We start from the raw sequence: 22871 nt of genomic DNA on the forward strand, positions 1-22871 counted from the left end.
TCACCCATGGCGTTGCCATGGGCTACGTTAGGTAGCGCCGTTGGCGCGTGGCCGTAGGAGGCGTTGGCGCGTTGGAGTTGGCGCGTGGCCTATGTCGGGTTTTCTTAATTTGGAGCCATTGGTTACAGGTCGAGCTCGAGTGAGACCGGGCAGTGGTCCGAGCCCATGATATCCGGGTGGATGGCGGCGGCTTTGAGTTGATCCTTGAGCTGGGTGCTGGCGCAGAAGTAATCGAGGCGCCAGCCGACGTTGCGTTTGCGGGCTCCGCCGCGGAAGCTCCACCAGCTGTAGTGGTCCGGGCCTTTTTCGAACTCGCGGAAGGTATCGACGAACCCAGCCTCCAAGAGCGCGGAGAATCCGGCGCGTTCTTCGTCGGAGAAGCCGGCGCTGAAGCGGTTGGCTTTTGGTCGGGCCAGATCGATTTCCTGGTGCGAGACATTCAGGTCGCCGGTGACGATGGTGGGTTTCTTTGCGTTGAGCCCACTAACGTACTCGCGGAAATCGACATCCCACTGCTGGCGGTAGGCCAGGCGCTTGAGTTCGTTTTGTGCGTTTGGTGTGTAGACGGTGACGAGGAAGAAGTCCGGGTATTCGAGTGTCACGACACGGCCTTCGGTGTCGTGTTCGGGGATGCCGATGCCGAGGGTGGTGGCGATGGGTTCTTGGCGAAAGAAGATGGCGGTGCCTGAGTAGCCCTTTTTCTCCGCCGAGTTCCACGCCGATTGGTAGCCGAGTTCCTCGAGGAAGGTGTGGTCGACCTGTTCCGGGCGGGCCTTGGTTTCCTGAACGCAGAAGAAGTCCGCTTCAGATTGTTTGAGGGTTTCGGCGAGCCCTTTGGTGAGGGCGGCCCGGATGCCATTCACGTTCCATGAGTAAAGTTTCATCGCGGGGAGCATGCGGTCGGGGCGGGGGAAACTCAAGAGCCTCGGCGTGAAAAGCGGCGGCTTGTTGGGAGTGGCTGACGATCCGTTATGGGATGGGCGGATTCCTCGCTTTACAAGCCGCGAGGGCTCGGCTAGTTTGCGCGCTCCCTGATCCGATTGTTTCGGTCGTCGCCAGTGACGGAAGGGGATCCGGAGAGATCCGGTTGATCAACCTACGCTATCTACCGATGAGCATCGTCATCACCATTCTTGCAGTTTTCCAAGTCGTCGGCTCCTTGCTGATGTTGCTGATTATCCTTATGCAGCGTCCGAAGCAGGAGGGGCTTGGGGCCTCGTTCGGCGCGAACATGACCCAGGACCTTTTCGGCGCCCAGACCACCAACGTGTTGCAGAAAGCGACCACGTGGCTGGCTGTGTTCTTCTTCGTGAACACCGTGGTGCTTGCCGTGCTGATCACCCGTCAGGACAACGCAGCCAAAGACGCAAGCGCGATCGTTGCGGGAGCTACCCCGGCAGTGGAAGAAGTTGCTGCGGATGCTGCAGTGGCACCTGCTGCTGACGACAACGCTGAGGCGCCAGCCGCCCAGTAAGTGAAAGTTTTTACCGCCCGGTGCTGCCGGGCGGTACGTATTTCCCGACAGGCCGCGAGCGAGTGGCGTGATGCGGGAGATTCCTGGGGCTTCCGGTGCAGCGCAGACCGGAAGCCTTTGATCGTTTTAGGGGGAGGGCACCCGATGGGCATCCCCTGGCGCACGGATGGTATCAACGACCCTAATCTATGAGTGAATCTGAGTCAGCAGCGCGGAACACCCGTCCGGTTCGTTTCTCCCACTGGTTCGGTTATGTGGGCTTCCGGGGCGCGGAGGCGCTGGTCAGTGCGATGTCTGCGCCGATGGCGTTTCGCTTTGGTGAGTTGATTGGGCGTGCGGTGTATCATTTGGCACCGAGCTACCGACGCCTGGCGCGGCGCAACCTGCGCATTGCCTTCGGGCGGGAGAAAGAGGATGCCGAGATCGCGAAGATGACGCGTGAGGTTTTCTCCAGCATGGGGGCGAACTTCGTGTCGTCGATCCGCTTCGCCAGCGGGCGCCTGGACGATTTGAAGAAAACGGTGACCATCGAGGGCGCCGAGGCCGTGATCGAGGCGTGCGACGCCGGACGTGGCGCGGTCTGTGTGGTGGCGCATGCCGGACCGTGGGAGATTTTGAGTTTGGACCCGGGCGTGAAGGCACCGGGGCGCGAGGTGTCTGCCATTTACCAGGCGCTGGGCAACCCATTGATCAACGACCTGGTGCTGCGCCGACGCCAGCAAGCCGGAGTCGAATTGCTCGACCGCAAGGTGGGCTTCAACCGTGCCGGTGAGATCCTGCGCGGTGGGGGCGTGGTGGGAATCCTGGCCGACCAGCATGCGGGCGATGCCGGGATGTTCATTCCGTTCATGGGGCGTCTGGCCTCGACGACGAATTTGCCGGCGCTGATGGCGAAGCGTGCGGGGGCGGATGTGTTCACCACCGCGGTGCGCACGGTGGGCACTGCCAAGTGGGTGCTCAGTTACGAGAAGATCGAGCCGTACGGTGAGGTCAATGGCCGCGCGTGGTCGGATCTCGATGCGATGACTTACGGCGTGAACCTGGGGATTGAGAAAGTGGTGCGGCGCTCGCCCGCCGATTGGTTCTGGGTTCATAACCGCTGGAAGACTCCGGATCCGGCCTTCCTGCTGACGCGGCACAAGCGCGGCGTGAAGTTCCCTCCGGGGATGGATCCAGCGACTGCCAAGCCATTCCGCGTGGTGATGCGCTCGCCGAACTGGCTGGGAGATGCCTGCATGGCGATGCCGGCGGTGCGTGCGATCAAGCGCGGGCGTCCGGATGTGGAGCTGACCATGATTGCTCCTGCCAAGTTTGCCGACATCTGGAACGAACTGCCAGAGGTGGATCACATCATCCCGCGCGAGGGCAAGGACTCGCCGAAGGATGTGGCGAAGAAGTTGTTGGCCAAGGGGACCTTCGATGCCGGGATTCTGCTGACCAACTCACCGCGCACGGCGATGGAAATGTGGCACGCGGACGTGCGCCGGATCGTTGGCTACCGCGCCAAGTGGCGGTCGTTTTTCCTCAATCAGTTCATCCCGCACAAGGTGGTGAAGAATGGTCCGCCGCTGCATCATGTCGAGCATTACATGCAGATGGCGCATCGGATCGGCGGCGATTGCTCCGACCGCACGTTGTTCGACGCGATCCCGCGTCGTGACGGTGCGGCGGTGATCGAGCCGTCGGCCGGGCATGCGGTGCGGATCGGGTTGTGTGCCGGGGCCGAGTATGGTCCGGCCAAGCGTTGGCCTCTGGAGTCGTTTGCAGAGATGGCGCGGATGGTGAACGAGAAGCGAGCTGAAGCCGGTGAGCTGCCGGTGGAATGGGTGCTCTTTGGTGCTCCGGGCGAGAAGCAGTTGGGCGAAGACCTGACCGTGGCGATCGGCGGGCATGTCGACAACTTGGTCGGCAAAACGTCGATCATCGGGCTGATGGACCACCTGCGTTCGTGTGAGTTCCTCGTCAGTAACGACACGGGAACGATGCACCTGGCGGCGTTGCTCGGTGTCGAGGCGGTGGCGATCTTTGGCTCGACCGAGCCGCGGTGGACGCGTCCGCTGGGCAAGGGACATACGATTTTGCGTGAGCATGTCGAGTGCAGCCCGTGCTTCCTGCGCGAGTGTCCGATCGACTTCCGCTGCATGAAGGCAATCACGCCGGAACGCGTGGCGGGCGAGGTGATGAAGCGATTGGGCTAACGGCAGGGTGCCTGTGCGATAGATTTTTCAAAGGTGATTGCAATATTTTGTGCCCATGGTTCGTTTGGGGCGCGATGAATTTACGATCCACCACGATGATGGGGCTGCTGTGCGCGGCCGGAGTATTGGCACCGCTGCAGGCGGCGGATGTGTCCGTGATCCCGCAACCGGTGCAGGTTGCCGAGCTGTCCGGCGCTCCCTTTGCTGTAACTGCTGAGACCAAGCTGACCTTTTCGGCTGAGGGTGCCCGCGAGGCTGCCGAGTTGTTGGCCGAGAGTTTGCGCACGCCGACCGGTCTTGAGCTGGTGGTCGGGCAAGCGGATGCTGCGGCAGCCGGTGCGGTGCACTTTGAACTGGTGAAGATGGACGGTCTCGACCCCGAGGCGTATCAGTTGGTGGTGGAGAATGGCGGAGTGGTGATCAAGGCGGGTGCTGCCGCGGGATTGATCAATGGCGTGCAGACGTTCCGTCAGTTGTTGCCGAACGAAGTGTTTGCTCAGGCAAAGGCGGACGGTGTCGAGTGGTCGGTGCCGGCGGTGAAGATTTTCGACGAGCCGGGCTACGAGTGGCGCGGGATGATGCTCGACGTGTCGCGTTACTTCCTGACCAAGGAGTATGTGATGCGTTACATCGACATGATGGCGGCTCATAAAATGAACGTGCTCCATTGGCACCTCATCGACGACTGCGGCTGGCGTCTGGAGATCAAGAAGTATCCCAAGCTGACGGAGATCGGTGCTTGGCGCGGTGAAGGGGACCAGCGTCACGGTGGGTTTTACACCCACGAGGATGTGCGCGAGGTGGTCGAGTATGCCCGCAAGCGTAACGTGACGGTGGTGCCGGAGATTGAGATGCCGGCGCACACATTGTCGGCGCTGGTGGCTTATCCGGAGCTGGGTTGCTTTGGCAAGCAGTTCACGATGCCGACCAAGCACTCGATCTCGCCTGAGATCTACTGCGTGGGCAAAGAGACGACCTGGAAGTTTTTGGAAGATGTGATGGCTGAAGTGGCCGAGCTCTTCCCTGCGGAGTACGTCCACATCGGCGGCGATGAGGCGAAGTATGACCGCTGGAACCAGTGCCCGGATTGCCAGGGGCGGGTGAAAGAAGAAGGGCTGAAGAATTCACACGAGCTCCAAGGCTGGGCGACCGACCGCCTCGGCGAGATCCTGAAAAAGCACAACAAGCGCATCATCGGCTGGGCCGAGGTGCTCGACTGCGGTGTGGCGAGCGACACCGGAATCATGGCGTGGAACAATCCAAACCACGTGAAGAACGGAGCCGCGAATGGTCACCCTGTGGTTTCGTCGTTGGTGCGCCACACGTACTTCGACACGCCGGAGAGTAAGTTGCCAGGCGAAAAGCCGGGTGCCCGCTGGACCCCGCCGGTCTCGCTTTCCGACGCCTATAACTGGAACCCGACTCCCGCTGGTCTGACCAAGGAGCAGGAGAAGAACATCCTCGGCGTCAATGGCTGCATCTGGACTGATATGTTCCTGCACGCCCCACAGCTTACCGATCGCCCAGACGAAGGGACGACGCGCTCCGAAGCGTACGTTGATTATCTCAGCCTGCCGCGGATGTCGGCGCTGGCCGAGGTGGGGTGGACGCCGACGGACAAGCGCGACTACCAGGATTTCCTCGAGCGCATGAGCAGCCACTACCTGCGCTATCAGCAAGCGGGGTATAACTTCCGCCTGCCGGTGCCAAGCATGCAGGTGCGTCGGATGCCGGATGGGGCGCTTGAGGTGGCCGGAAGCTCGCCGATTGACGGTGGCGCGGTGCACTACACGCTCGACGGCAGCCAGCCGGATGCGAACTCGCCAACGCTGGATGGTAAAGTGAGCGCGCCAAAGGATGCGCAGGTGAAAGCCGTGACCGTTGCAGCCGACGGCATGACCAGCCTCGTCTATACCTTCACCGACCAGGTCAGCAAGTTTGCCAAATACGGCACGCAGATTGGTGAGTGGAAGTCGGGGCAGGTCGGTGATCGCAAGCCGAAGGAAGTCATCTTTGACGCCACCGGACTGATCGACCGCAATGGCACGTATGTCGTGACGTTCCTCTACACTGGCGGAAGGCAGCGTCTGGATATCGATGGCATCGAGATCGTGCGCAACGACGTCGACTCGATGGGTAAAGACATCCACCACGGGTTCACTGGAGGGCAGGCCAAGAACAACGAGTACACCGTGAAAGTCGATGGTTACGAGACCGGGGCTTCGTTCAAGGTAAAGGCGCTGATCTACGGCGACGAAGGCAGCGACTCGAATGGTGTCGTGCTCATCCGCCGCAAGGAGGACTAAGCCGACGTAGAATTCACCAGGCGCGGGGGCTTTATGGTTCCCGCGCCTTTTTTTGTGGGGTGGCTCGAGGTTATGCCGCCCCGTTGGGGCTCGGTGTGTTGGCGGTCTGGTGTCCCACGCCTTCGGCATGGGGTAGTGTGCCAAAGCTTCTGCAAAAAGGGTCATGATGATTGATTAGGTTTTTAACAAAACAAGAACCCCTAATCGTCACACCATGACCCCACGACCAGATAAGACCACAACGCCGCAGTTGAAAAGTATTCTTGCCGAGCAGGAAGATTTTCTGAGGCCCTTGGTTCAGAAATTGATGCAGGAGATGCTCGAAGAAGAAATGAACGAGACACTCCAGGCGGTAAAATCAGAACGCAGCGACAGACGCCGAGGTTATCGCAGCGGCAGTTATCAACGCAGTCTCCTGACACGGGTAGGAAGGATCGAGCTGCGCGTCCCTCAAGATCGCGACGGACTCTTCAGCACCGAGATCTTCGATCGCTATCAACGCAGCGAGAAGGCTTTGGTAAGCACCCTGATCGAAATGTACGTGCAGGGCGTCTCGACACGTAAAGTCGCGCAGATCACCGAGGAGCTCTGCGGTCACCGGGTCAGCGCCAGTGTGGTAAGCAGGCTGAACAAAACGTTGGACGAAGAGCTTGAGAACTTTGCCCGACGCAAGCTCAACCACGCTTATCCTTACCTCATCCTGGATGCCCGCTACGAAAAGGTTCGAGAGAACGGCGTGGTGCGCAGCCAGGCTGTGTTGATCGCCATTGGCATCAGTTGGGATGGCCGACGGGAGGTCCTTGCTACCGAGCTCGATCAAAGGGAAAGCGGAAGCAGCTGGAAGAACTTCCTACTTCAACTCAAGCAACGCGGACTGACGGGTGTTGAGTTCTGCGTGACTGATAACCATGCCGGCCTGCGACGAGCTATCAGCGAAGTGCTTCCCGAGGCGCTGTGGCAACGCTGCTACGTCCACTTCCTTCGCAACGCTCTTGATCATCTACCTCGCAAGCATGACGACGACTGCTGCACCGAGCTGCGCTGGATCTATGACCGTCGAGACATCAATGAAGCGCGTCAGGATCTGCGGGCATGGTTGGCGAAGTGGGGAGGCAAATACCACAAGCTCTGTGACTGGGTCGAAAGTGAGATCGAAGAAACGCTCACCTTTTATCGACTTCCCAGAGAGCATCACAAGCATCTCAAAAGCACGAATATGCTCGAGCGACTCAATGAGGAGATTAAGCGTCGTACGCACATTATCCGAACCTTCCCCAACCAGGCTGCAGCCCAACGTTTAATCCGGGCTGTCACGCATCAAGTCCATGAGCAGTGGATCGATCAACACCGCTACCTGAACATGGATCACCTCAAAGAAGCCCAAAAGCTCAGCCTTACTTCAAATCAAACGTCCGCAGCCTGATCATCATCCATCAAACCCTTTTTGCAGAACTTGACGTACATAACCCGGCATGGGCTATGTTGGGGCGCACCTCCGGTGCTGGGGAGTGCGCGCTGCGCGCGGGGGGCAGGGGTGCCAAGGCGATGCTTGGCGTTCCAGAGGGGGCGGAGGGGCCGTCGATCTTCGTATCGGCGGTGGAGGGGATCCGGTGGAAGCGCTGGCTGGAAATACAAAAACGGCCGCGCTCCTGGGGAGGGGCGCGGCCGTGGTGGGAATTGATTTAGCCTTTGGCTTGCTCGAGCACGCTGATGGCGCGGGCGAGGGTGGTTTCTTTGCCGAGGATCTCGATGAGAGGCATCAGGTCAGGACCTCCTGCTTTGCCGGTGGTGAGCACGCGCAGTGGGAACATGAGCTTGCCCATCTTGGTGCCGAGTTCACCTGCCAATGCGTTGAGTGCTGGCTTGATGTGGTCGGCATCCCATTCGGTCGCGTCGATGGATTCGAGTGCGCCGACGATGGCTGCTGCTGTTTCGAGTTGTCCTTCTTTGCCGAAGGCTTTGGCCTTGGCGTCGTCGGCGAGCGTTGCGGTGCTGCCGAAGAAGTAGCCGAACCATTCAGGTAGTTCGCTGGTAAGGCGGACTTTCTCGCGTACGAGGTCGAGGATGCTGATGAGGAGGTCGCGGTCGTCGGTCGGGATTCCGGCGCTTTCGAGTGCAGGCAAGATGAGGTCGAGGACTTTTGCGGCGTCTGCTTGCTGGAGGTACTGCTGGTTGAACCAACGGCATTTGTCCAAATCGAAGACCGCGCTCTTACGGTTGATTCCATCGAATCCGAAGCGCTCGACGATTTCGCTCAATGGGAGTACTTCGTCTTCGATCTTAGGCGACCAGCCCAGCAGCGAGAGGAAGTTGATCACCGCCTCAGGAAGGAATCCACCTTCGATATAACTGCGGACCGATGCACCCTCATCGCGCTTCGACATCTTTGATCCATTGTCGTTCAAGATGAGCGGGGTGTGGGCGAAGATTGGAGGTTCGACTCCGAATGCCTCATAGAGCTGAACGTGCTTGTGCGTGTTGCTCAAGTGGTCGTCGCCACGGATCACGTGGGTGATCTTCATTTCGATGTCGTCCACCACGTTGACGAAGTGGAAAACGTAGCCGCCGTTGCTGCGTTTGACGACCATGTCCGGTGTGTTGGATGTATCGCGGTAGTCGATGGTGACGTCGCCTGCGACTTCGTCGTGGACGGTGATTGGCTCGCGCTTGAAGCGGAAGCGCCAGGCGCCCTCGTCTTCGTAGACGCGGCCTGCCTCGACGAGTTTTTCGAAATAGCGGTCGTAGATCTCCTTGCGCTGCGACTGGCAGTACGGGCCGTAGTCGCCTCCTTTGTCCGGACCTTCATCCCAGTCGAGGCCGAGCCACGCCATGCCCTCGAAGATCGCTGCGAATGCTTCTTCGGTGTTGCGTTCGTCGTCGGTGTCTTCCACGCGCAGGATGAACTTGCCCTCTGCGCCGTGTTTGCGGGCGTAGAGCCAGTTGAAGAGCGCGGTGCGTGCGCCGCCCACGTGGAGGTAGCCGGTTGGGCTGGGTGCGAATCGGGTACGGATCATAATCGGGTGTCTCGTGAAAATTGGGTGACCGCGGGATCGATCAAGAGAGAAACGGTGGCGAGGCGTGAGGGGATGTCAATGCTGGCTGTGGGACACAAAAATAGGTCCTATAAGACTTATAGGACCTATTGAATGATTGCTCAGCGATGAGGTGGCCCCTTACGCCTTGGTCGGCTTGCGGTGGGTCACCACGGTCAGGCCGGCCATGACGACAATCGCCACGCACGACCAGCCGAGGGCTTCCAGTGCGCCTTCGCGGAAGCCGTACGAGTGAAGACCCACACCGAGGAGGTTGGTGCCGAACCATGACCACAGCGTGATAGCAATGCCGAGGATGGACATTGCCATGAACCCAGGGTCCCGGCAGATGCCGCCGAGTCGGGCGTGAAGCATCAAGGCATTCCACAGCACGATGATGAGCGCGCCGTTTTCCTTTGGGTCCCAGCCCCAGAAACGGCCCCAGCTTTGGTCGGCCCAGATACCACCAAGCACGGTGCCCACGAACGAGAACAACAAAGCAAAGCAGACGATGCCGTAGGTCGAGGCATAGAGTGCACGGTTGCCGTCCTTGCCGAGAATGTTCGGGCTGATCATGTTGGCGATGCCGTAGATCAGGCCGAGGAAGCCGGCGAGGAAGCAGGCGGAATAGCCGAGGGTGATGATGATGACGTGGGTGGTGAGCCAGAAGTTGCTGTCGAGCACGGCTTGCTTCACTTCCATGGTGTCGCCATCGAACGAGAGTTGGCGGGCGATGATGAGAGAAAGCACGCCGAGGCAGGCTGCGACGAAGCTGCCGATGCCATTGCGCAGGACGCCCTTTTCCAACAAAAGCGCGACGGCAGCGCCACCCCAGCCGACGAAGACGGCGGACGAGTAGAGGTTGGTCACGGGCGGGCGGCCGGAGAGGTAGATGCGCAATGCGATGCCGATGGTGTGGACGATCAGGGCAATGACGATGATCCAGAAGGCGGAGACGGTGAGCTGCTCACGCCAGATCAGCCAACCGGCCAGAATGATGAGTCCGGCGATGATGTAGATCACCAGTGAGATCATGAAGGGATCCGCCCCATTGAACCAGAACTCGGTCTGGGACTTGTCGGTGGCTGCAAAACCTTGGCTGTCGATCCAAGCGAGGTAGTCGCTAACGGCCTGGTTGAACGATGCGCCATTGTCCTTGGCGATGGCTCGGTAGCCGTCGCCGATGCGCGCCCATGCCATCAGTGCGGCGTCTTCGGTTTTGGTGCGCTCCGGGGCGATGGCGGCGGCACCGGCTTTGCGCCATTGGGAGATGTCGGCGCCTGCTTCCAGAGGTGGCAGCGGGTGCATGGCGAGTGCGGTGTTGGAGGAATCGATCTCCTGCATCATCGCCATCAGTTGGCTGATCTTGGCGATTTGGAGGGATTGGTCTTCGTTGAGGCGGTTGGCGACGTCGGTGTCCGAACCTTCCAAATCGACGCCCTGCATGGCGGCGGAGGCCTCACGCATCATGCGGGTGAAGTCCTGTAGTGTGGCTTCGTAGTAGGCGGTGCCGGGTGGCTGGATGGCGCTGCTGATATTGAGAAACTCACCAACGCGCTGGGCGACGGCGGTGATCTGTTTGTCGAACGTGGTGATGCGGTCCTTGGGCTTCTGGGCCGCGGTGGTGGCGAGCTGGTTGATGCGGTCGCGGGCGGCGAGGATGGTGCGCGCGCTGAAGCGTTTTTCCATCGACCCCTCTTCGCCGAAGAGAGCCTTCACGTTGTCGTTTTCCACCAGGATGATGTCGCGGGTGGCAGCGGCCGGGCCGTCGAAGAGAACTTCTGCGAGCCAGGCGTTGCGGTCGAGGACCCACGAGTCGCCGCGGCCCATGCGACCCGACTTTACCGTGGCGTGAGCTGGCTTTTTCGCCATGTCGGTGCCGGAAATTACGCCCTTGCCGTGGATGGCAAGCAGTTGGTTGCGGGCGAGGGTGTCGAGCGGTTTGATGCGCCCGCTTTTGAGCACAGGGATGCGTCCAAACTCAGCGAAGTTCGGGCCGGATTCCGGTGTCGAGCGGGGCGATGTCATTTGCTTTGCCACGGCGACCAATGTGATGAGCGCGAGGACCCATGCCGTGATCTTGGTGGACTTGGAAAGCTTGGTGCGTTGCGTAGCCATGACGGATCGATGGTTGAGGGGTTAGGCTGCGGTGGCTTTGGATTTGCGGTTGGACGACTTGCTGGCGAAGCGGTTCAGCGAGTAGCCGAACTGCCACAGCATGCCGATGCTGACAACGATGGTGCCGATGTAAGGGAACGACCAAACCGGGTTCTCCACGACCTGCAGGAAGGTGGTGGTTTCCTGTTGTCCGAAGCTGTGTTGGAAGAGCGTGAACCCATTGGTGCGCAGCGGGTGGTTCATCCAGATGCGGTGGGCCTGTCCTTCGCGGTCCTCGTCCGTGGTGATGCGGACGTGGGAGCTGAAGTCCTTGGCGATGTCGCTGCCTGGGTAGCGGTTGAACTGGAAGTCGTCGAGCGTGACGCTGAACGGCATGTAGACGCGGCGCGGGCGCAGGCGCAGGGTGAACGTGCGGTCGCCGAGTTGGATCACGTCGGCACCGGTCCATGAGGTTGAGAGGAAGTAAGTGCCGAGTTCACGCTGGGTGGCGGTTTCCGTCAGGGTGACGAGAGCGGCCGGATGGTTGGGTGGGTTGCCGTCTTCGCGTGAGTTGTAATTGATTGGCCGGTACGAGAAGTTGGCACCGAGACCGGTGGTGGCTTTTGGTGCGGCGAAGCCGGCGGGTGCGTTGGCGCGCATGGCGACGATCGCGTTCTCGTAGTGGTCTTCGATTTTCGCGGTGATGCCGGAATCCGCGAGTGGGATCGAGGCACCGATTTTCAGCATGCCGCGGTTGGCGACATAGTGTTTTTCGCGGGTTGGGTCGGTGACGTCGACCAGAGCGAGTTCTTCTTTGATCGGGACGCTGACTTCCGAGAAGTTGACTGTTTCGCCTTCGTTGATGGTCATGCGGGACTCGACGGCGGTGAGACCGGTGAAGAGCTCGCCTAGCATGAGGAAGACAATCCCGAGGTGGATCAGGTGGATGCCGAGCTTTTTCCACGACAACTTGAAGTGGATGATCGGCGCCATGATCAGGTTGATCAGCAACAACCCGCCAATGAGGTAGCCGCCCGGCATGAAGAGCCGGAAGCGAACGGTTTTCGGGATGTAGTCGCCGGTGAGCTCATCGACCACGCCACCACTGGTGAAGTCGTAGTACGTGATGAAGCTGCGGAAGTAGTGCTGCTGCACTTCCCAGATGCCGACGTCTTTCTGCGCCCACGTGCCGAAGAAGACGAGCACGATGGCGAAGAAGAGGAGGGTGATATTCAGGCGCAGCGATGCGAAGAACGCGGCGACCTGACCGAGAGCGGATTTGCGGGGGATTCCCATAATCGTACGGACAGGAGAGGTGGAGCTAGTACGGGCTCTGGTGCGTTATTTTTCGCCTTTTACGCGGATGCTGCGGAGGCAGTTCATGAACGCGTCGCGCTGGGCGTCGACGATGTCGCCGCTGGCGCTGATTTTGAAGAAGTAGGTGTCGCCGGGGACGGGGACGATGGCGGCGATGGTTTGGCGCGAGCGGTCTGCTGTTGCCATGTCGAAGACGAGTGCGGTTTCTTCGCCTACCGGTACCTTGATGGCCGAGGCGATGAGCTCCTCTTCGCTCAGAGAGTCGAGTCCGAGTTGGCCGCGCCAGCGGTTGACGTTTGGCCCGACCGCGCCCTTGATGCCGGCGGTGACGGTGATCATGGCGAGAGGCGAGCCATTTTCGTCATTGATAGCGTAGCGTGCGCGATCGAACGAGTTGGCGTTGTTGATCTTCGTCCATTCGGCGGGCACGTCCCACTCGATCGGATTGGATGCGGGTGCCGCGGGAGGAAGCATGCTGGAACCGCCGAGAGATGGCATCGATCCACCATGAGGCGATGCGGGCTGCGTTGGTTTGGCAGCGTTTGGTGGGACGATGACTTCGTAAACCTGGACGCCGTCCGAGGAGTCGGAACATGCGGTGAGGGCGATGGCCAGAGGGGCTGCGGCAACCACGGCGAGGTTGCGGATCAGAGAGCTCGTTCTACGCATGCGCGAAGGTAGAGCGGTTTGTGCGGATTTCCAGTGAAACCGATGGGGGATGCCGCCGGATTATCCAATGGCTGGCAGATTCTTTGCAGTGGCGTATGATTCGGGTTGTCAACGCGCCTGCGATGGCTATGACGAGCAGGGACAAGGAACCTTGAAATTCCTAATTTATGTACATTAGCGTCTTTGAACTCTTCTCGATCGGCATCGGCCCATCCAGCTCGCACACGGTCGGGCCGATGCGCGCAGCAGTGCGCTTTCTCGGCGGGCTCGCTGAAGGAGGCCTGACCGATCAGGTGGCGAGAGTGCGGGTGGATCTTTACGGATCGCTGGCATTGACCGGCAAGGGCCACGGTACAGACACTGCCGTGCTGATGGGGTTGGAGGGGAGTGAACCTGAGACGATCGACCCACGGGGTGTGCCTGAGCGAGAGGAGCGGATTCGCACCGAATGCACGCTCAAGCTGGGTGGGGAGCGGAAGGTGTTGTTCAACCCGAAGACAGACTTGCAGTTTTTGCGTGAGGAGGTGTTGGATGCGCACCCGAATGGGATGCGGTTTATCGCGTTGGATGGCGAGGGTGCCGAGCTGTTTGCGGAGACTTACTATTCGGTCGGTGGTGGTTTTGTTGTGCGGGAAGATGAGCTGGAGACAGTGGAGGAATCCGAGATTGCCGATCAGGTGCCGTATCCATTTGATTCGGCAGATGAGTTGTTGGCTCAGTGCGCCGAGCATGGTCTGAGCATCGACGAGTTGATGATGGCGAACGAATGCGCGCTGCGTTCCAAGGACGAGGTCGAGGAGTATCTCGACGCGGTTTGGACGGCGATGCAGGAATGTGTGCAGGCAGGTTTGGAGCACAGCGGAACATTGCCGGGCGGGCTGAAGGTGCCGCGACGCGCGGCGAGTGTGTACCAGTCGCTTTTGGCGCGGCCTGAGGCGGCGATGTGCGACCCGCTGACGGTGTTGGACTGGGTGAACTTGTACGCGCTGGCGGTGAACGAAGAGAATGCGGCCGGCGGCAGGGTGGTGACGGCTCCGACCAATGGAGCGGCTGGGATTATTCCGGCGGTGCTTCATTATGCGACCCGTTTCCAGCCACGCAGGGATGAAGTCCACGGGGTGCGTGGCTTTTTGCTGACCTCGGCGGCGATTGGCAGTCTTTACAAGAAGAACGCCTCGATTTCGGGCGCGGACGTGGGGTGCCAGGGAGAAGTGGGTGTGGCCTGTTCCATGGCGGCAGGGGCGTTGGCGGGATATCTTGGTGGGTCGCCGTCGCAGGTTTGTAATGCGGCGGAGATCGGGATGGAGCACAACCTGGGGCTGACGTGTGACCCAATTGGCGGGTTGGTTCAGATTCCGTGCATCGAGCGCAATGCGATGGGCTCGGTGAAAGCGATCAACGCGGCACGGATCGCGATGCGGGGCGATGGGCACCACATTGTCAGCCTGGACAAAGTGATCCGGACGATGCTTTCGACCGGGCGCGACATGATGACCAAGTACAAAGAGACGGCCCGCGGCGGCCTGGCGGTGAATGTGGTCGAGTGTTGATGCTCCCGCAGCGATGGAGTGTGGGGTTGCAGAGCGTCGTGGATTGCTCCACCGTGCGCCTATGATCATCGGCAATTCTGGATCCTCTATCGGGCGCAAGGCAGCGGGGCTGTCGCGAGTGGGGGTGTGTTCGTTGTTGCTTGCTGCGTTGGCTGGTGCCGGCGCGGTTTATGCGAACGATGGTGGCAAGGAGGATAAGAGCAAAGAGTCGAAGAAGAAGGGGCCGAGCTTCAAGGGCTTGAAGATGTTGTCGGTGGGCAAGCCTAGTTACGGCTTGCGGATTCCCGGGTTTGAGGAGGATCGTTTGACGACGCTGACGGACGTCGAGGTTCTGACCAAGCTGGATGAGAATTTTTTGCGCATCGAAGGGATGCGTTTTCAAGAGGTGCGGGAAGACGACCGGCAGGGTTTGTCGGTTTGGATCACGCAGGGGATTTACGCGCTTCAGACCAAGACGCTGACCTCCGACCACGATACGGTGGTGCGCGGCGAGGGCTTTGTGATGAAGGGTGAAGGCTGCGTGTATTCACAGGGGCAGGATGGTGTGCGGCTTTTGGGGCGGGTGGATTCCCGATTCTCGAGTGACCCGGCAGGGCTGAAGTTGCCGCGTGCCGAGGCACCGGAAGAGGAGCCTGCAGGTGATGAAAGCGAGCCAGCCGCGGCTCAAGAAAAGGCGGATGATGGAGCGGGCGACGCTGCAGCCGCTGCCGACAACAATTGATGATCCGCTGGAAATGGCGTGTCGATGCTGCTAGTGTCGCGCATCGCGTTGGTCGCCGACCAGCAATGAGCAAACTGATCGTAAGATGATGAAAAGAATGATCCGACAGGCGGCCTTGGTCGCGGCAGTGACTTTGGGCGCGGCTTTCGTGGGCGTGACGCACGCGGAAACTCCGATCCAGATCACCTCCGAGGGAGGCGCCTCGATTAGCACGGAGACCAACACGTTGACCTACATGGAGAACGTGGTCTTCTTCCACGCGGATCAGAACCTCAAGGTCACCTGTGATCGATTGGAGATTGTTCAGGCCAAAGCGCCCGCGGCTGATGAAGCCAAGGAAGAGGGCGAGACCGAAGAAGGCGCTGAAGGCGGCGAGGAACGCGAGGCTCAGATTGAGACCGCAATCGCCATTGGCAACGTGGTGATCACCAAAGTGGACGCCGACGGCAATGAGAAGATCGGAAAGTGCGAGCGTGCGGTTTTTGATGCAAAGACCAACAACGTGACCATGAGCGGAAGCCCGAGTTTGCTTGACCGCAAGAACCTGATCAGCGCGGCGAAGCCGAGCACCGTGTTCATCCTCAAAGAGAGCGGTGAGCATCAGTTCAAGGGGCCGATCAAGACACGTTTCGTGGGCAACGACGATGCGAACTAAGCCGGATCACTGGCTTACTGAGATTTAGTTCAAGGACACGACTGTGGAAGACAAAGATTACCTGCTCTATACCGAAGGCCTGAAGAAGGTTTACGACGGACGCGCCGTGGTCAACGGGGTGGACATCAACGTGAAGCACGGGGAGATTGTCGGATTGCTGGGGCCGAATGGTGCTGGTAAGACGACGACGTTCTATATGGTCGTGGGGTTGGTGCCTCCGAATGGCGGGCGCGTGGTCTTCAATGGCAATGAGGTGACGACCGACCCCATGTACATGCGCGGCCGCATGGGCATGGGCTATCTGCCGCAGGAAGAGTCGATTTTCCGCAAGTTGACCGTGCGCCAGAACATCATGGCCGTGATGGAAACGCGGACGGATTTGAGCAAGTCCGAGAGGGAAGACCGCTGCCAGGCGCTGCTCGAGCGCTTTGGCATTCAGAAGTTGGCCAATAGTGTGGCCCTGACCCTGAGTGGTGGTGAGAAGCGCCGCTTGACGATTGCGCGATCGCTGGTGACCGAGCCGAAGTTGTTGATGCTCGACGAGCCATTCTCCGGGGTGGACCCGATTGCCGTGAGTGAGATCCAGGAGATCATCCGTGACCTGCGTGAGGGCGGGTTGGCGATTTTAATTACAGATCATAATGTTCGGGAAACATTAAATATCGTCGACCGCGCTTACTTGATATTCGAGGGCAAAGTGATCCGAGAAGGCACCCAGGACTTCTTAATTAACGATCCGCTCAGTCGAGAGTTGTATCTCGGGGAGCGATTTAGTATGTAAGGGGTTGGCTGGGGAAGCCGCTTCGGTTCTACCTCGGCTGTTTAACCCAAACCCCTAATATTACATGCAAACCGTAAATGTGAATCTGCCAATCACGGTCACTGGCCGTGGCGTCTCTGTTACCGATTCGATCCGGGATTACGCAATCAAGAAAGTGGAGGGGCTTCACCTCGACTATCCGCGTATCATCGAAGCCAAAGTGCTGATCGACGTTCAGGGGTACCGGCAGATCGCGGAGATTATTCTGTTTTGCGCCAACCATATCACGATTGACGCCACCACGGAGCACGAGGACCTCTACGCGGCAATCGACGAAACGATCAGTAAAATTGCCCGCCGGATGCGTAAGCACAAGACGCGCCTGCTCAAGAAGCAGCGTCCGCGCAAGGGCTCGATCCGCCACATTGAAGAGCAGGTCTTCCCATCGTCTGTGCTCGATGAGATGCAGGAGGAGGAAGAGACCGGATTCGATGTCGAACCGCTGATCGTCCACAAAGAGAATTACAAAGTGAAGCCTCTCTACCGTGATGAGGCGATCATGGAAATGGAAATGAGTGATCGCCCATTCATCGTGTTTGAGAACGCGACCAACCACCAGCTCTGCGTGCTGTATCGTCGTCGTGACGGCGACTACGCCATGATTGAGCCACACCTTCAGAGCGAGCAGCAAGCGGAGTGACCCGCCGCTCGATCTGATGTGAGAATCAGAGTCCGCCGCACAGCGTCAGCAATGACAGCTGTGCGGCGGAATTTTTTTGTCTGGTGGGGGCTCGTATCGGCAACGGGTTGCTCTGGTTGATTCCTGGGACGCATCGCCTATCTTGGCGCGGCGAGTGGGGTTGCCGACCGACCGGTGACCGCCTCATCACCCGCAAGATTACGATTGATGCATTCACAAGACGACATTCAGTACGCCCTCGAGACGACCCGCATCCTGCACGAGCCGGACCGCCGGATCGATACCTTTGGAACTACCAAGTTCGAGTTCACGATGATTTCGGAACTGATGGATACGGTGGGGGCGGTGCGTGTGCGCGAGGGGGAGATCGAGTCGGGCAAGCCGTTGTTGATCACACCGGAGTCCCGCGAGGGGATGCAGTTTGAAGGGTTTGGCGAGCAGGCCGAGCAGTTCCGTCAGTGGTGGGATGCGCAGGGGAAGAATTTCGCGTTTTTGAAGTACGGCTTTGTGATCCGGAAGTTCAATGTACGTGAGCACATCGTGCACGAGCCGGTAGAGGATGTTTGTGATCGCATTGTGAGGGATGCGGTGTCCCGCAGCAATCCGATGTCGGCGGTGATTGCAGGGGTGGACGATGCGTGGGAGATCTCGTTGCTGAGGTTTTCGATGGATATGATCGAGAAATCGCAAGGGATTAACATTTTTGATTTCAAGCGTCGCGGGTTGTTGTGATAGCCCTGAGATGGTAGCGCCAGAGGTGTGAGTCCGGTGATGGGCTGGCTGGTGTGGACGGGAAATCCTACAAATTGCGATTGATGACGGCTTGGATTAAGGCAGCTCTATTTTTACTGTGTTTCGCGGTTCTGGGTGGGGTGGTGGCGAGTGTGATGTGGTTCAAAGTCCACGTCTTTGAAAAGGGAGCGGAAGCCAAGGATGAGTTAGAGGAAATCCGCAAGGTGAAGGTGGCGCCGCACGACTTTTCGCCCCGGTTGTTTTCCGAGGCGGTGACGGCACTGGCTGATAAGGATCAGGAGGGTGCCCGCGCCAAACTGGTGGAGATTCTTCAGTTTCACCGTGAAGGAAGCCATGGCGATGCCGCGCTTCGATTGCTGGGCGAGTTGAACATGGATCAACTGATGAGTGCCGATGCATCGCTGGGCAAGCGGTCGATCGAGGTGGCATCCGGTCAGTCGGTTAATTCGATTGCGCGTCAGAACCAGTGCACGTTCCACTACATCGTGCGGGTCAATGGTTTGACCAATCCGGCGGCGCTACAACCTCATGACCGACTGTGGGTGTGCCCGCTGGATTTCAAGGTGGTGGTGCGGCTCGACGCAAGCCGGCTGTACCTGATGCGTGATGACAAGTTTTTCAAAGTCTATGACCTGCTGGCGGTCAGGCGCCCTCCGGGGATGCGTGTGCCGGTGAGAACGAAGGTGACGGACAAGAAGGTTTATATTAACGGTCGCCAGGTGATGTTAAGCAGCGAAAGCTATCATCAGGCGGAGAAGGCAGTGGATTTTGGCAACTCCCTTAGTCTGCGGTCGGTATCCGAGGGGGAGGATGTTCCCGAGCGGTCCTTTGGTGTGTTCATGCGGGAAAGCGATGTGGATGAGTTGATGACGGTGCTGCGCGTGGGCAACCGGGTGGAGATCAACCCGTAACCGAGCGCGCGCTGCTGGAAACGAAGAAAGCCACCGGCCGGTGTGGCGCGGTGGCTTTGGTTGATTGAGTTTGCTTGGTAGCCGCCGGACTATTGAGCGGTGTTGATCGCGCGGTAGTGTTCGCGGGCGCGTTTGGTGACTTCGTCAGCGGTTGCGGTGTCGCCGGACTCCTTGAGTAGATCGATATAGTTGGAAATGACGACCTCGTACTCTTCTGGGTCGGTTTCATTTCCTTCTTCGAGAATTTCGACGGCGCGCTGGAAGTGTTCGATGGCTTCGTCGAGTTCGCCCTGACCGTAGAGGATACTGCCGAGGTTGGAGTAGGACTGAGCGATCTCCGCACTGTTCTGAGCGAGCAGTTTCTCACGGATGGCGAGAGCTTGTTTGGCGATCTCCAACGCTTCCGGATAATGGGCGGCGGTGAGATAAAGTGCGGCCAGGTTGTTATATAGAGCCGCGACGGTGAGGTCTTCCTTGCCGTAGATGCGCTCGCAAATGTTGATGGCGCTGACGTAATGCTCTTCTGCGCGATCGAAGAGTCCTTCCTCGCGGTAGAGCATGGCGAGGTTGTTGCGCAGGTTGGCGGCTTCTTCCAAATCTGGCGGGGTGAGCGACTCAAGCTCCTCGATCGCCTGCTCGTAGAGTTTGGAGGCTGCTCGCATGTTGCCTGCGGCGTCGGTGCAGATGGCGCGGCCCATGGCGACCCGGGCGCGGTCTACGTCGGACCCTCCATGTTGGTCGATGAGATAGGCGGCCTCTTTGTAGGCGTTGGCGGATTCATCGAACTCGCCGACGTGGCGAAGGATCTCCGCGTTGATCAGCAACGCTTCGATCAGGCCGGGGTATTCGGAGTCGTCTTGAACCGCCACGCGGCGTGCCGATTCGGTGGCGGCCGCGGCGGCCGTCATGGCATCAGCAAACTTGCCTTCTTCGAAAAGAGATTGGGCGCGGTTCTCGAGAATTCGGGATCTATCTCCAGTGGACATGGGATTTTTAAGCGGATGGATGGAATGGTAGGATGCGGGATTTTAGAGATCCGTCATACCGGTGTCGACATCCAAATTGCTGCTAATTCTGAAAGCTCAGGTGGCAGATTTTATAAATTTGAGTGGCTATGGCTAGCGCAGTGGAGGGAGATCGATGCGCGAGGCGAGTGATGCGCGTTGTTTGGGGATTTTTGGGAGGGCGTCGGCGAGTGCGCGGGTGATGATGCGGTGTGGTGTGGGTTCGTCGGTGGGGATGATCCCGAGCTCCTTGGCGAGTTCGGATTCGAAATGAGTCACGGCTTTGGGGGTGACTGTGTTTTGGTCGAGGAAGTCGAGGGCGCGGGTGAGCAGGTGGTGGATGCCGGGGATCGGGGTGTCGGGTTCGACGGCCAGATGAGCGCATTCGCAGAAATACCCAGCCGCGAGCATGGTCGTGTAGTCCTTGCGGATGCCGAGGCGCGGGGTGTGCAGTGCGGCCTCGGTGAGCGTATGGATTTCCGAGCGCAGGGAGCGCTTCCACTCGATTTCGCAGGTGAAAAAGTGGTCGAGCATGCCGCGGAACGGACTTTTGGGGCGCCGGCTGCCTTTGGCGATGGTTTTGATCAGCCCGTGGTTGTCCGTGCACCAGGTGACGATGACGCTGGTGTCGCTGAATGGGGTCAGGCGGAGCAGGTGGGCGATGGATTTTTCCACGGTGGGCGAAGCGGTGCGATCCGGGGTTGCGGGAGGGGGGGAATTCGGTGAAGAATACTCATCCCGTCTTATGAGTGAAGCGCAATCATCGTCCAAGTCCCCCGAAGTCATCGACCTCGATTCCATTGACACCTCGGCGCTGGCCGCGCGGGTGGCGGAACTCGAGAAGTTTTTGAAGCTCGATACCCTGCAAGGGGAGCTGGCGAAGCTGGAGGAAGCGATGACGGCCGATGATTTTTGGAACGACAAAGATGCCGCGCAGCAGACCATGAGCAAGGTCAACCGGATCAAGGGGGTGATCAATCCATTCCGCGAGCTGCAGCAGCGGGTGGAAGACGTGGACGTGATGATTGAGTTGGCCAAGGAGGAGGGCGATGATGCCGCCGCCCGCGAGGTGGTGGACGAGCTGGAGTCCATGGAGGCCGCGTTGTCCGAGTTTGAGCTGCGTCAGTTCCTCAGTGGTGAGTTTGACGGAGGCGGCGCATTCGTAACGATCCATGCGGGGGCTGGTGGAACCGAGTCCTGCGACTGGGCGGACATGCTTTTCCGGATGTACCGTCGCTGGGCGGAGCGCAAGGGGTTCAAGACCGAGACCCTGGATGTGACCGATGGTGATGGCGCGGGCATCCGCAGTGCGACGATCAAGGTGAGTGGCGAATATGCCTACGGCTTTATGCAAGCCGAGCGCGGGGTGCACCGTTTGGTTCGGATTTCGCCATTTGATTCACAAAACCGCCGCCACACCAGCTTTGCCAGCGTGGACGTGACTCCGGAGGTGACCGATGACATCGAGATCGAGGTCGAGGAAAAGGACATCAAAGTGGATACCTTCCGCTCCGGTGGAAAAGGTGGGCAGAACGTGAACAAAGTGGAGACTGCGGTGCGCATGACCCACGTGCCGACCGGCGTGGTGGTTGCGTGTCAGAACGAGCGCAGTCAGGGCCGCAACCGCGAGCTCGCGCTCAAAATGCTCAAGGCCAAGCTCTATCAGATCGAGCAGGACAAAAAGGCTTCCGAGATGGAGAAGCAGTATGGAGAGAAGGGCGAAATCGCCTGGGGTAGCCAGATCCGCTCGTACGTTTTCCAGCCGTATCAGATGGTGAAGGACCACCGGACCGGGTTCGAGTCGGGTAACATCGAAAACGTCATGGATGGAGCGATCGATGGCTTCATCGAAGCCAAGCTTCGCGGGCGCAAGGCGGGTGAGTAGGCTTTTGATCCGGGCAATCTTGCAGGGCATTGCAGATGGAGATTGATATCATCACATTGTTTCCCGAGATCGCGCTCGCCCCGTTGGGGGAGTCGATCATCAAGCGTGCCCAGAAGGCAGGGATTGTAGAGATCCGCGCCCACAATTTACGCGATTGGGCGGAGGGCAAGCACCGTCGGGTGGACGACTATTTGTGCGGTGGGGGGCAGGGGATGCTGCTCAAGCCCGAGCCGATTTTCAAAGCGATCGAAGAACTGCGACGTGAGAACACACGGGTGTTGTTGATGACACCGCAGGGCAAGCAGTTCAAGCAATCGGACGCGCGGCGGCTGGCGGAGTGTGGCGACCATTTGATCATCCTCTGTGGCCACTATGAGGGGGTGGATTTCCGTGTGGTCGAGCAACTGGTGGATGAGGAGCTCTCGATCGGTGATTACGTGCTGACCAATGGTGCGATTGCCGCGGCCGTTGTGGTGGATGCCGTGGTGCGTTTGTTGCCGGGAGCGTTGGGGGATGCACGTTCGTCGGAAGAGGAATCGTTCAGTGATCCTGGGTTGCTAGAAGCTCCGTCCTACACCAAGCCGATCGAGTTTCGCGGTCTGAAAGTGCCGGATGTGTTTTTGTCCGGGCATCACGCCAAGATCGAGGCGTGGAAGCGCGAGAAGGCGATCGAGCGCACCAAGGCAAACCGTCCGGATTTGTTGGATTAAGTTTGCTGGGTTGCTAGTTTTCAGTGTTCAGGTTTGCTGCGGCGTTATGGTGCGTGGCAGGGGCTGGTTGTATTGGCGCTTTTCCTCCAAGTTTGGCGTGGGGGGCTTTTGTTTGGATGTGCTGATTAT

The 22871-nt window shown here is 59.3% G+C and carries 20 protein-coding genes; 13 read left to right on the forward strand and 7 right to left on the reverse strand.

Annotation, left to right across the window (positions count from 1 at the left end):
• Positions 1 to 122: 122 nt before the first annotated feature.
• Positions 123 to 884, reverse strand: coding sequence for an exodeoxyribonuclease III (locus tag G3M56_RS05435; protein ID WP_164365723.1), 762 nt, complete (start codon positions 882 to 884; stop codon positions 123 to 125).
• A 227-nt stretch (positions 885 to 1111) separates the two neighbouring features.
• On the opposite strand from G3M56_RS05435, the gene secG reads away from it, so the two are divergent.
• The 4 genes from secG to G3M56_RS05455 all read left to right on the forward strand — a co-directional run bounded on the left by secG (position 1112) and on the right by G3M56_RS05455 (position 7401).
• Complete coding sequence (gene secG, locus G3M56_RS05440) at positions 1112 to 1474, forward strand: preprotein translocase subunit SecG (RefSeq protein WP_164365722.1); 363 nt, start codon at positions 1112 to 1114, stop codon at positions 1472 to 1474.
• 188 nt (positions 1475 to 1662) lie between these two features.
• Positions 1663 to 3672, forward strand: a complete 2010-nt coding sequence (gene waaF, locus G3M56_RS05445) for a lipopolysaccharide heptosyltransferase II (RefSeq protein WP_164365721.1) — start codon at positions 1663 to 1665, stop codon at positions 3670 to 3672.
• A gap of 74 nt (positions 3673 to 3746) precedes the next feature.
• On the forward strand, positions 3747 to 5978 hold the full coding sequence (locus tag G3M56_RS05450) for a beta-N-acetylhexosaminidase (protein WP_164365720.1): 2232 nt from the start codon (positions 3747 to 3749) through the stop codon (positions 5976 to 5978).
• Positions 5979 to 6192: 214 nt separating this feature from the next.
• Positions 6193 to 7401 (forward strand): IS256 family transposase, encoded by a 1209-nt coding sequence (locus G3M56_RS05455; protein WP_235203327.1) that lies wholly within the window; start codon positions 6193 to 6195, stop codon positions 7399 to 7401.
• 259 nt (positions 7402 to 7660) lie between these two features.
• Here G3M56_RS05455 and G3M56_RS05460 read toward each other — a convergent pair whose 3' ends face one another.
• The 4 genes from G3M56_RS05460 to G3M56_RS05475 all read right to left on the reverse strand — a co-directional run bounded on the left by G3M56_RS05460 (position 7661) and on the right by G3M56_RS05475 (position 13093).
• Positions 7661 to 8992, reverse strand: coding sequence for a glutamate--tRNA ligase (locus G3M56_RS05460; RefSeq protein ID WP_164362642.1), 1332 nt, complete (start codon positions 8990 to 8992; stop codon positions 7661 to 7663).
• A 159-nt stretch (positions 8993 to 9151) separates the two neighbouring features.
• Positions 9152 to 11128 (reverse strand): cytochrome c biogenesis protein, encoded by a 1977-nt coding sequence (locus G3M56_RS05465; RefSeq protein WP_164362644.1) that lies wholly within the window; start codon positions 11126 to 11128, stop codon positions 9152 to 9154.
• 21 nt (positions 11129 to 11149) lie between these two features.
• The gene (locus tag G3M56_RS05470; RefSeq protein WP_164362645.1) at positions 11150 to 12403 is read right to left on the reverse strand and encodes a cytochrome c biogenesis ResB family protein; all 1254 of its coding nucleotides are present in this window, start codon (positions 12401 to 12403) and stop codon (positions 11150 to 11152) included.
• A gap of 45 nt (positions 12404 to 12448) precedes the next feature.
• Positions 12449 to 13093, reverse strand: coding sequence for a hypothetical protein (locus tag G3M56_RS05475; RefSeq protein WP_164362646.1), 645 nt, complete (start codon positions 13091 to 13093; stop codon positions 12449 to 12451).
• A gap of 167 nt (positions 13094 to 13260) precedes the next feature.
• On the opposite strand from G3M56_RS05475, the gene G3M56_RS05480 reads away from it, so the two are divergent.
• From G3M56_RS05480 to G3M56_RS05510, 7 genes are all read left to right on the forward strand, one after another.
• Positions 13261 to 14643 carry an L-serine ammonia-lyase gene (locus tag G3M56_RS05480; protein ID WP_164362648.1) on the forward strand — a complete coding sequence of 461 codons (1383 nt, stop codon included), beginning with the start codon at positions 13261 to 13263 and terminating at the stop codon, positions 14641 to 14643.
• 61 nt (positions 14644 to 14704) lie between these two features.
• The gene (locus tag G3M56_RS05485; protein WP_164362650.1) at positions 14705 to 15364 is read left to right on the forward strand and encodes a hypothetical protein; all 660 of its coding nucleotides are present in this window, start codon (positions 14705 to 14707) and stop codon (positions 15362 to 15364) included.
• An 85-nt stretch (positions 15365 to 15449) separates the two neighbouring features.
• Positions 15450 to 16019 carry an LptA/OstA family protein gene (locus G3M56_RS05490; protein ID WP_235203604.1) on the forward strand — a complete coding sequence of 190 codons (570 nt, stop codon included), beginning with the start codon at positions 15450 to 15452 and terminating at the stop codon, positions 16017 to 16019.
• Between the two features lie 43 nt (positions 16020 to 16062).
• Positions 16063 to 16800, forward strand: coding sequence for an LPS export ABC transporter ATP-binding protein (gene lptB / locus G3M56_RS05495; RefSeq protein ID WP_164362652.1), 738 nt, complete (start codon positions 16063 to 16065; stop codon positions 16798 to 16800).
• 64 nt (positions 16801 to 16864) lie between these two features.
• Positions 16865 to 17479, forward strand: coding sequence for a ribosome hibernation-promoting factor, HPF/YfiA family (gene hpf / locus G3M56_RS05500; protein ID WP_164362653.1), 615 nt, complete (start codon positions 16865 to 16867; stop codon positions 17477 to 17479).
• Between the two features lie 207 nt (positions 17480 to 17686).
• Complete coding sequence (locus G3M56_RS05505; RefSeq protein WP_164362654.1) at positions 17687 to 18211, forward strand: hypothetical protein; 525 nt, start codon at positions 17687 to 17689, stop codon at positions 18209 to 18211.
• An 83-nt stretch (positions 18212 to 18294) separates the two neighbouring features.
• Positions 18295 to 19143 (forward strand): LysM peptidoglycan-binding domain-containing protein, encoded by an 849-nt coding sequence (locus G3M56_RS05510; RefSeq protein ID WP_164362656.1) that lies wholly within the window; start codon positions 18295 to 18297, stop codon positions 19141 to 19143.
• A gap of 89 nt (positions 19144 to 19232) precedes the next feature.
• Here the strand turns inward: G3M56_RS05510 and G3M56_RS05515 are convergent, their stop codons facing one another.
• Together G3M56_RS05515 and recO are read right to left on the reverse strand one after the other, a co-directional pair.
• Positions 19233 to 20129, reverse strand: a complete 897-nt coding sequence (locus tag G3M56_RS05515) for a tetratricopeptide repeat protein (RefSeq protein WP_164362658.1) — start codon at positions 20127 to 20129, stop codon at positions 19233 to 19235.
• A 132-nt stretch (positions 20130 to 20261) separates the two neighbouring features.
• Complete coding sequence (recO, locus tag G3M56_RS05520; RefSeq protein ID WP_164362661.1) at positions 20262 to 20822, reverse strand: DNA repair protein RecO; 561 nt, start codon at positions 20820 to 20822, stop codon at positions 20262 to 20264.
• Positions 20823 to 20892: 70 nt separating this feature from the next.
• Between recO and prfB the strand changes: the two genes are divergently transcribed.
• Both prfB and trmD read left to right on the forward strand, forming a co-directional pair.
• The gene (gene prfB / locus G3M56_RS05525; RefSeq protein WP_164362664.1) at positions 20893 to 22032 is read left to right on the forward strand and encodes a peptide chain release factor 2; all 1140 of its coding nucleotides are present in this window, start codon (positions 20893 to 20895) and stop codon (positions 22030 to 22032) included.
• 35 nt (positions 22033 to 22067) lie between these two features.
• Positions 22068 to 22742, forward strand: a complete 675-nt coding sequence (gene trmD, locus G3M56_RS05530) for a tRNA (guanosine(37)-N1)-methyltransferase TrmD (RefSeq protein ID WP_164362667.1) — start codon at positions 22068 to 22070, stop codon at positions 22740 to 22742.
• Positions 22743 to 22871: the final 129 nt, after the last annotated feature.

The organism is Sulfuriroseicoccus oceanibius, from assembly GCF_010681825.2.
In the GTDB taxonomy this organism is placed as follows: Bacteria; Verrucomicrobiota; Verrucomicrobiia; order Verrucomicrobiales; family SLCJ01; genus Sulfuriroseicoccus; species Sulfuriroseicoccus oceanibius.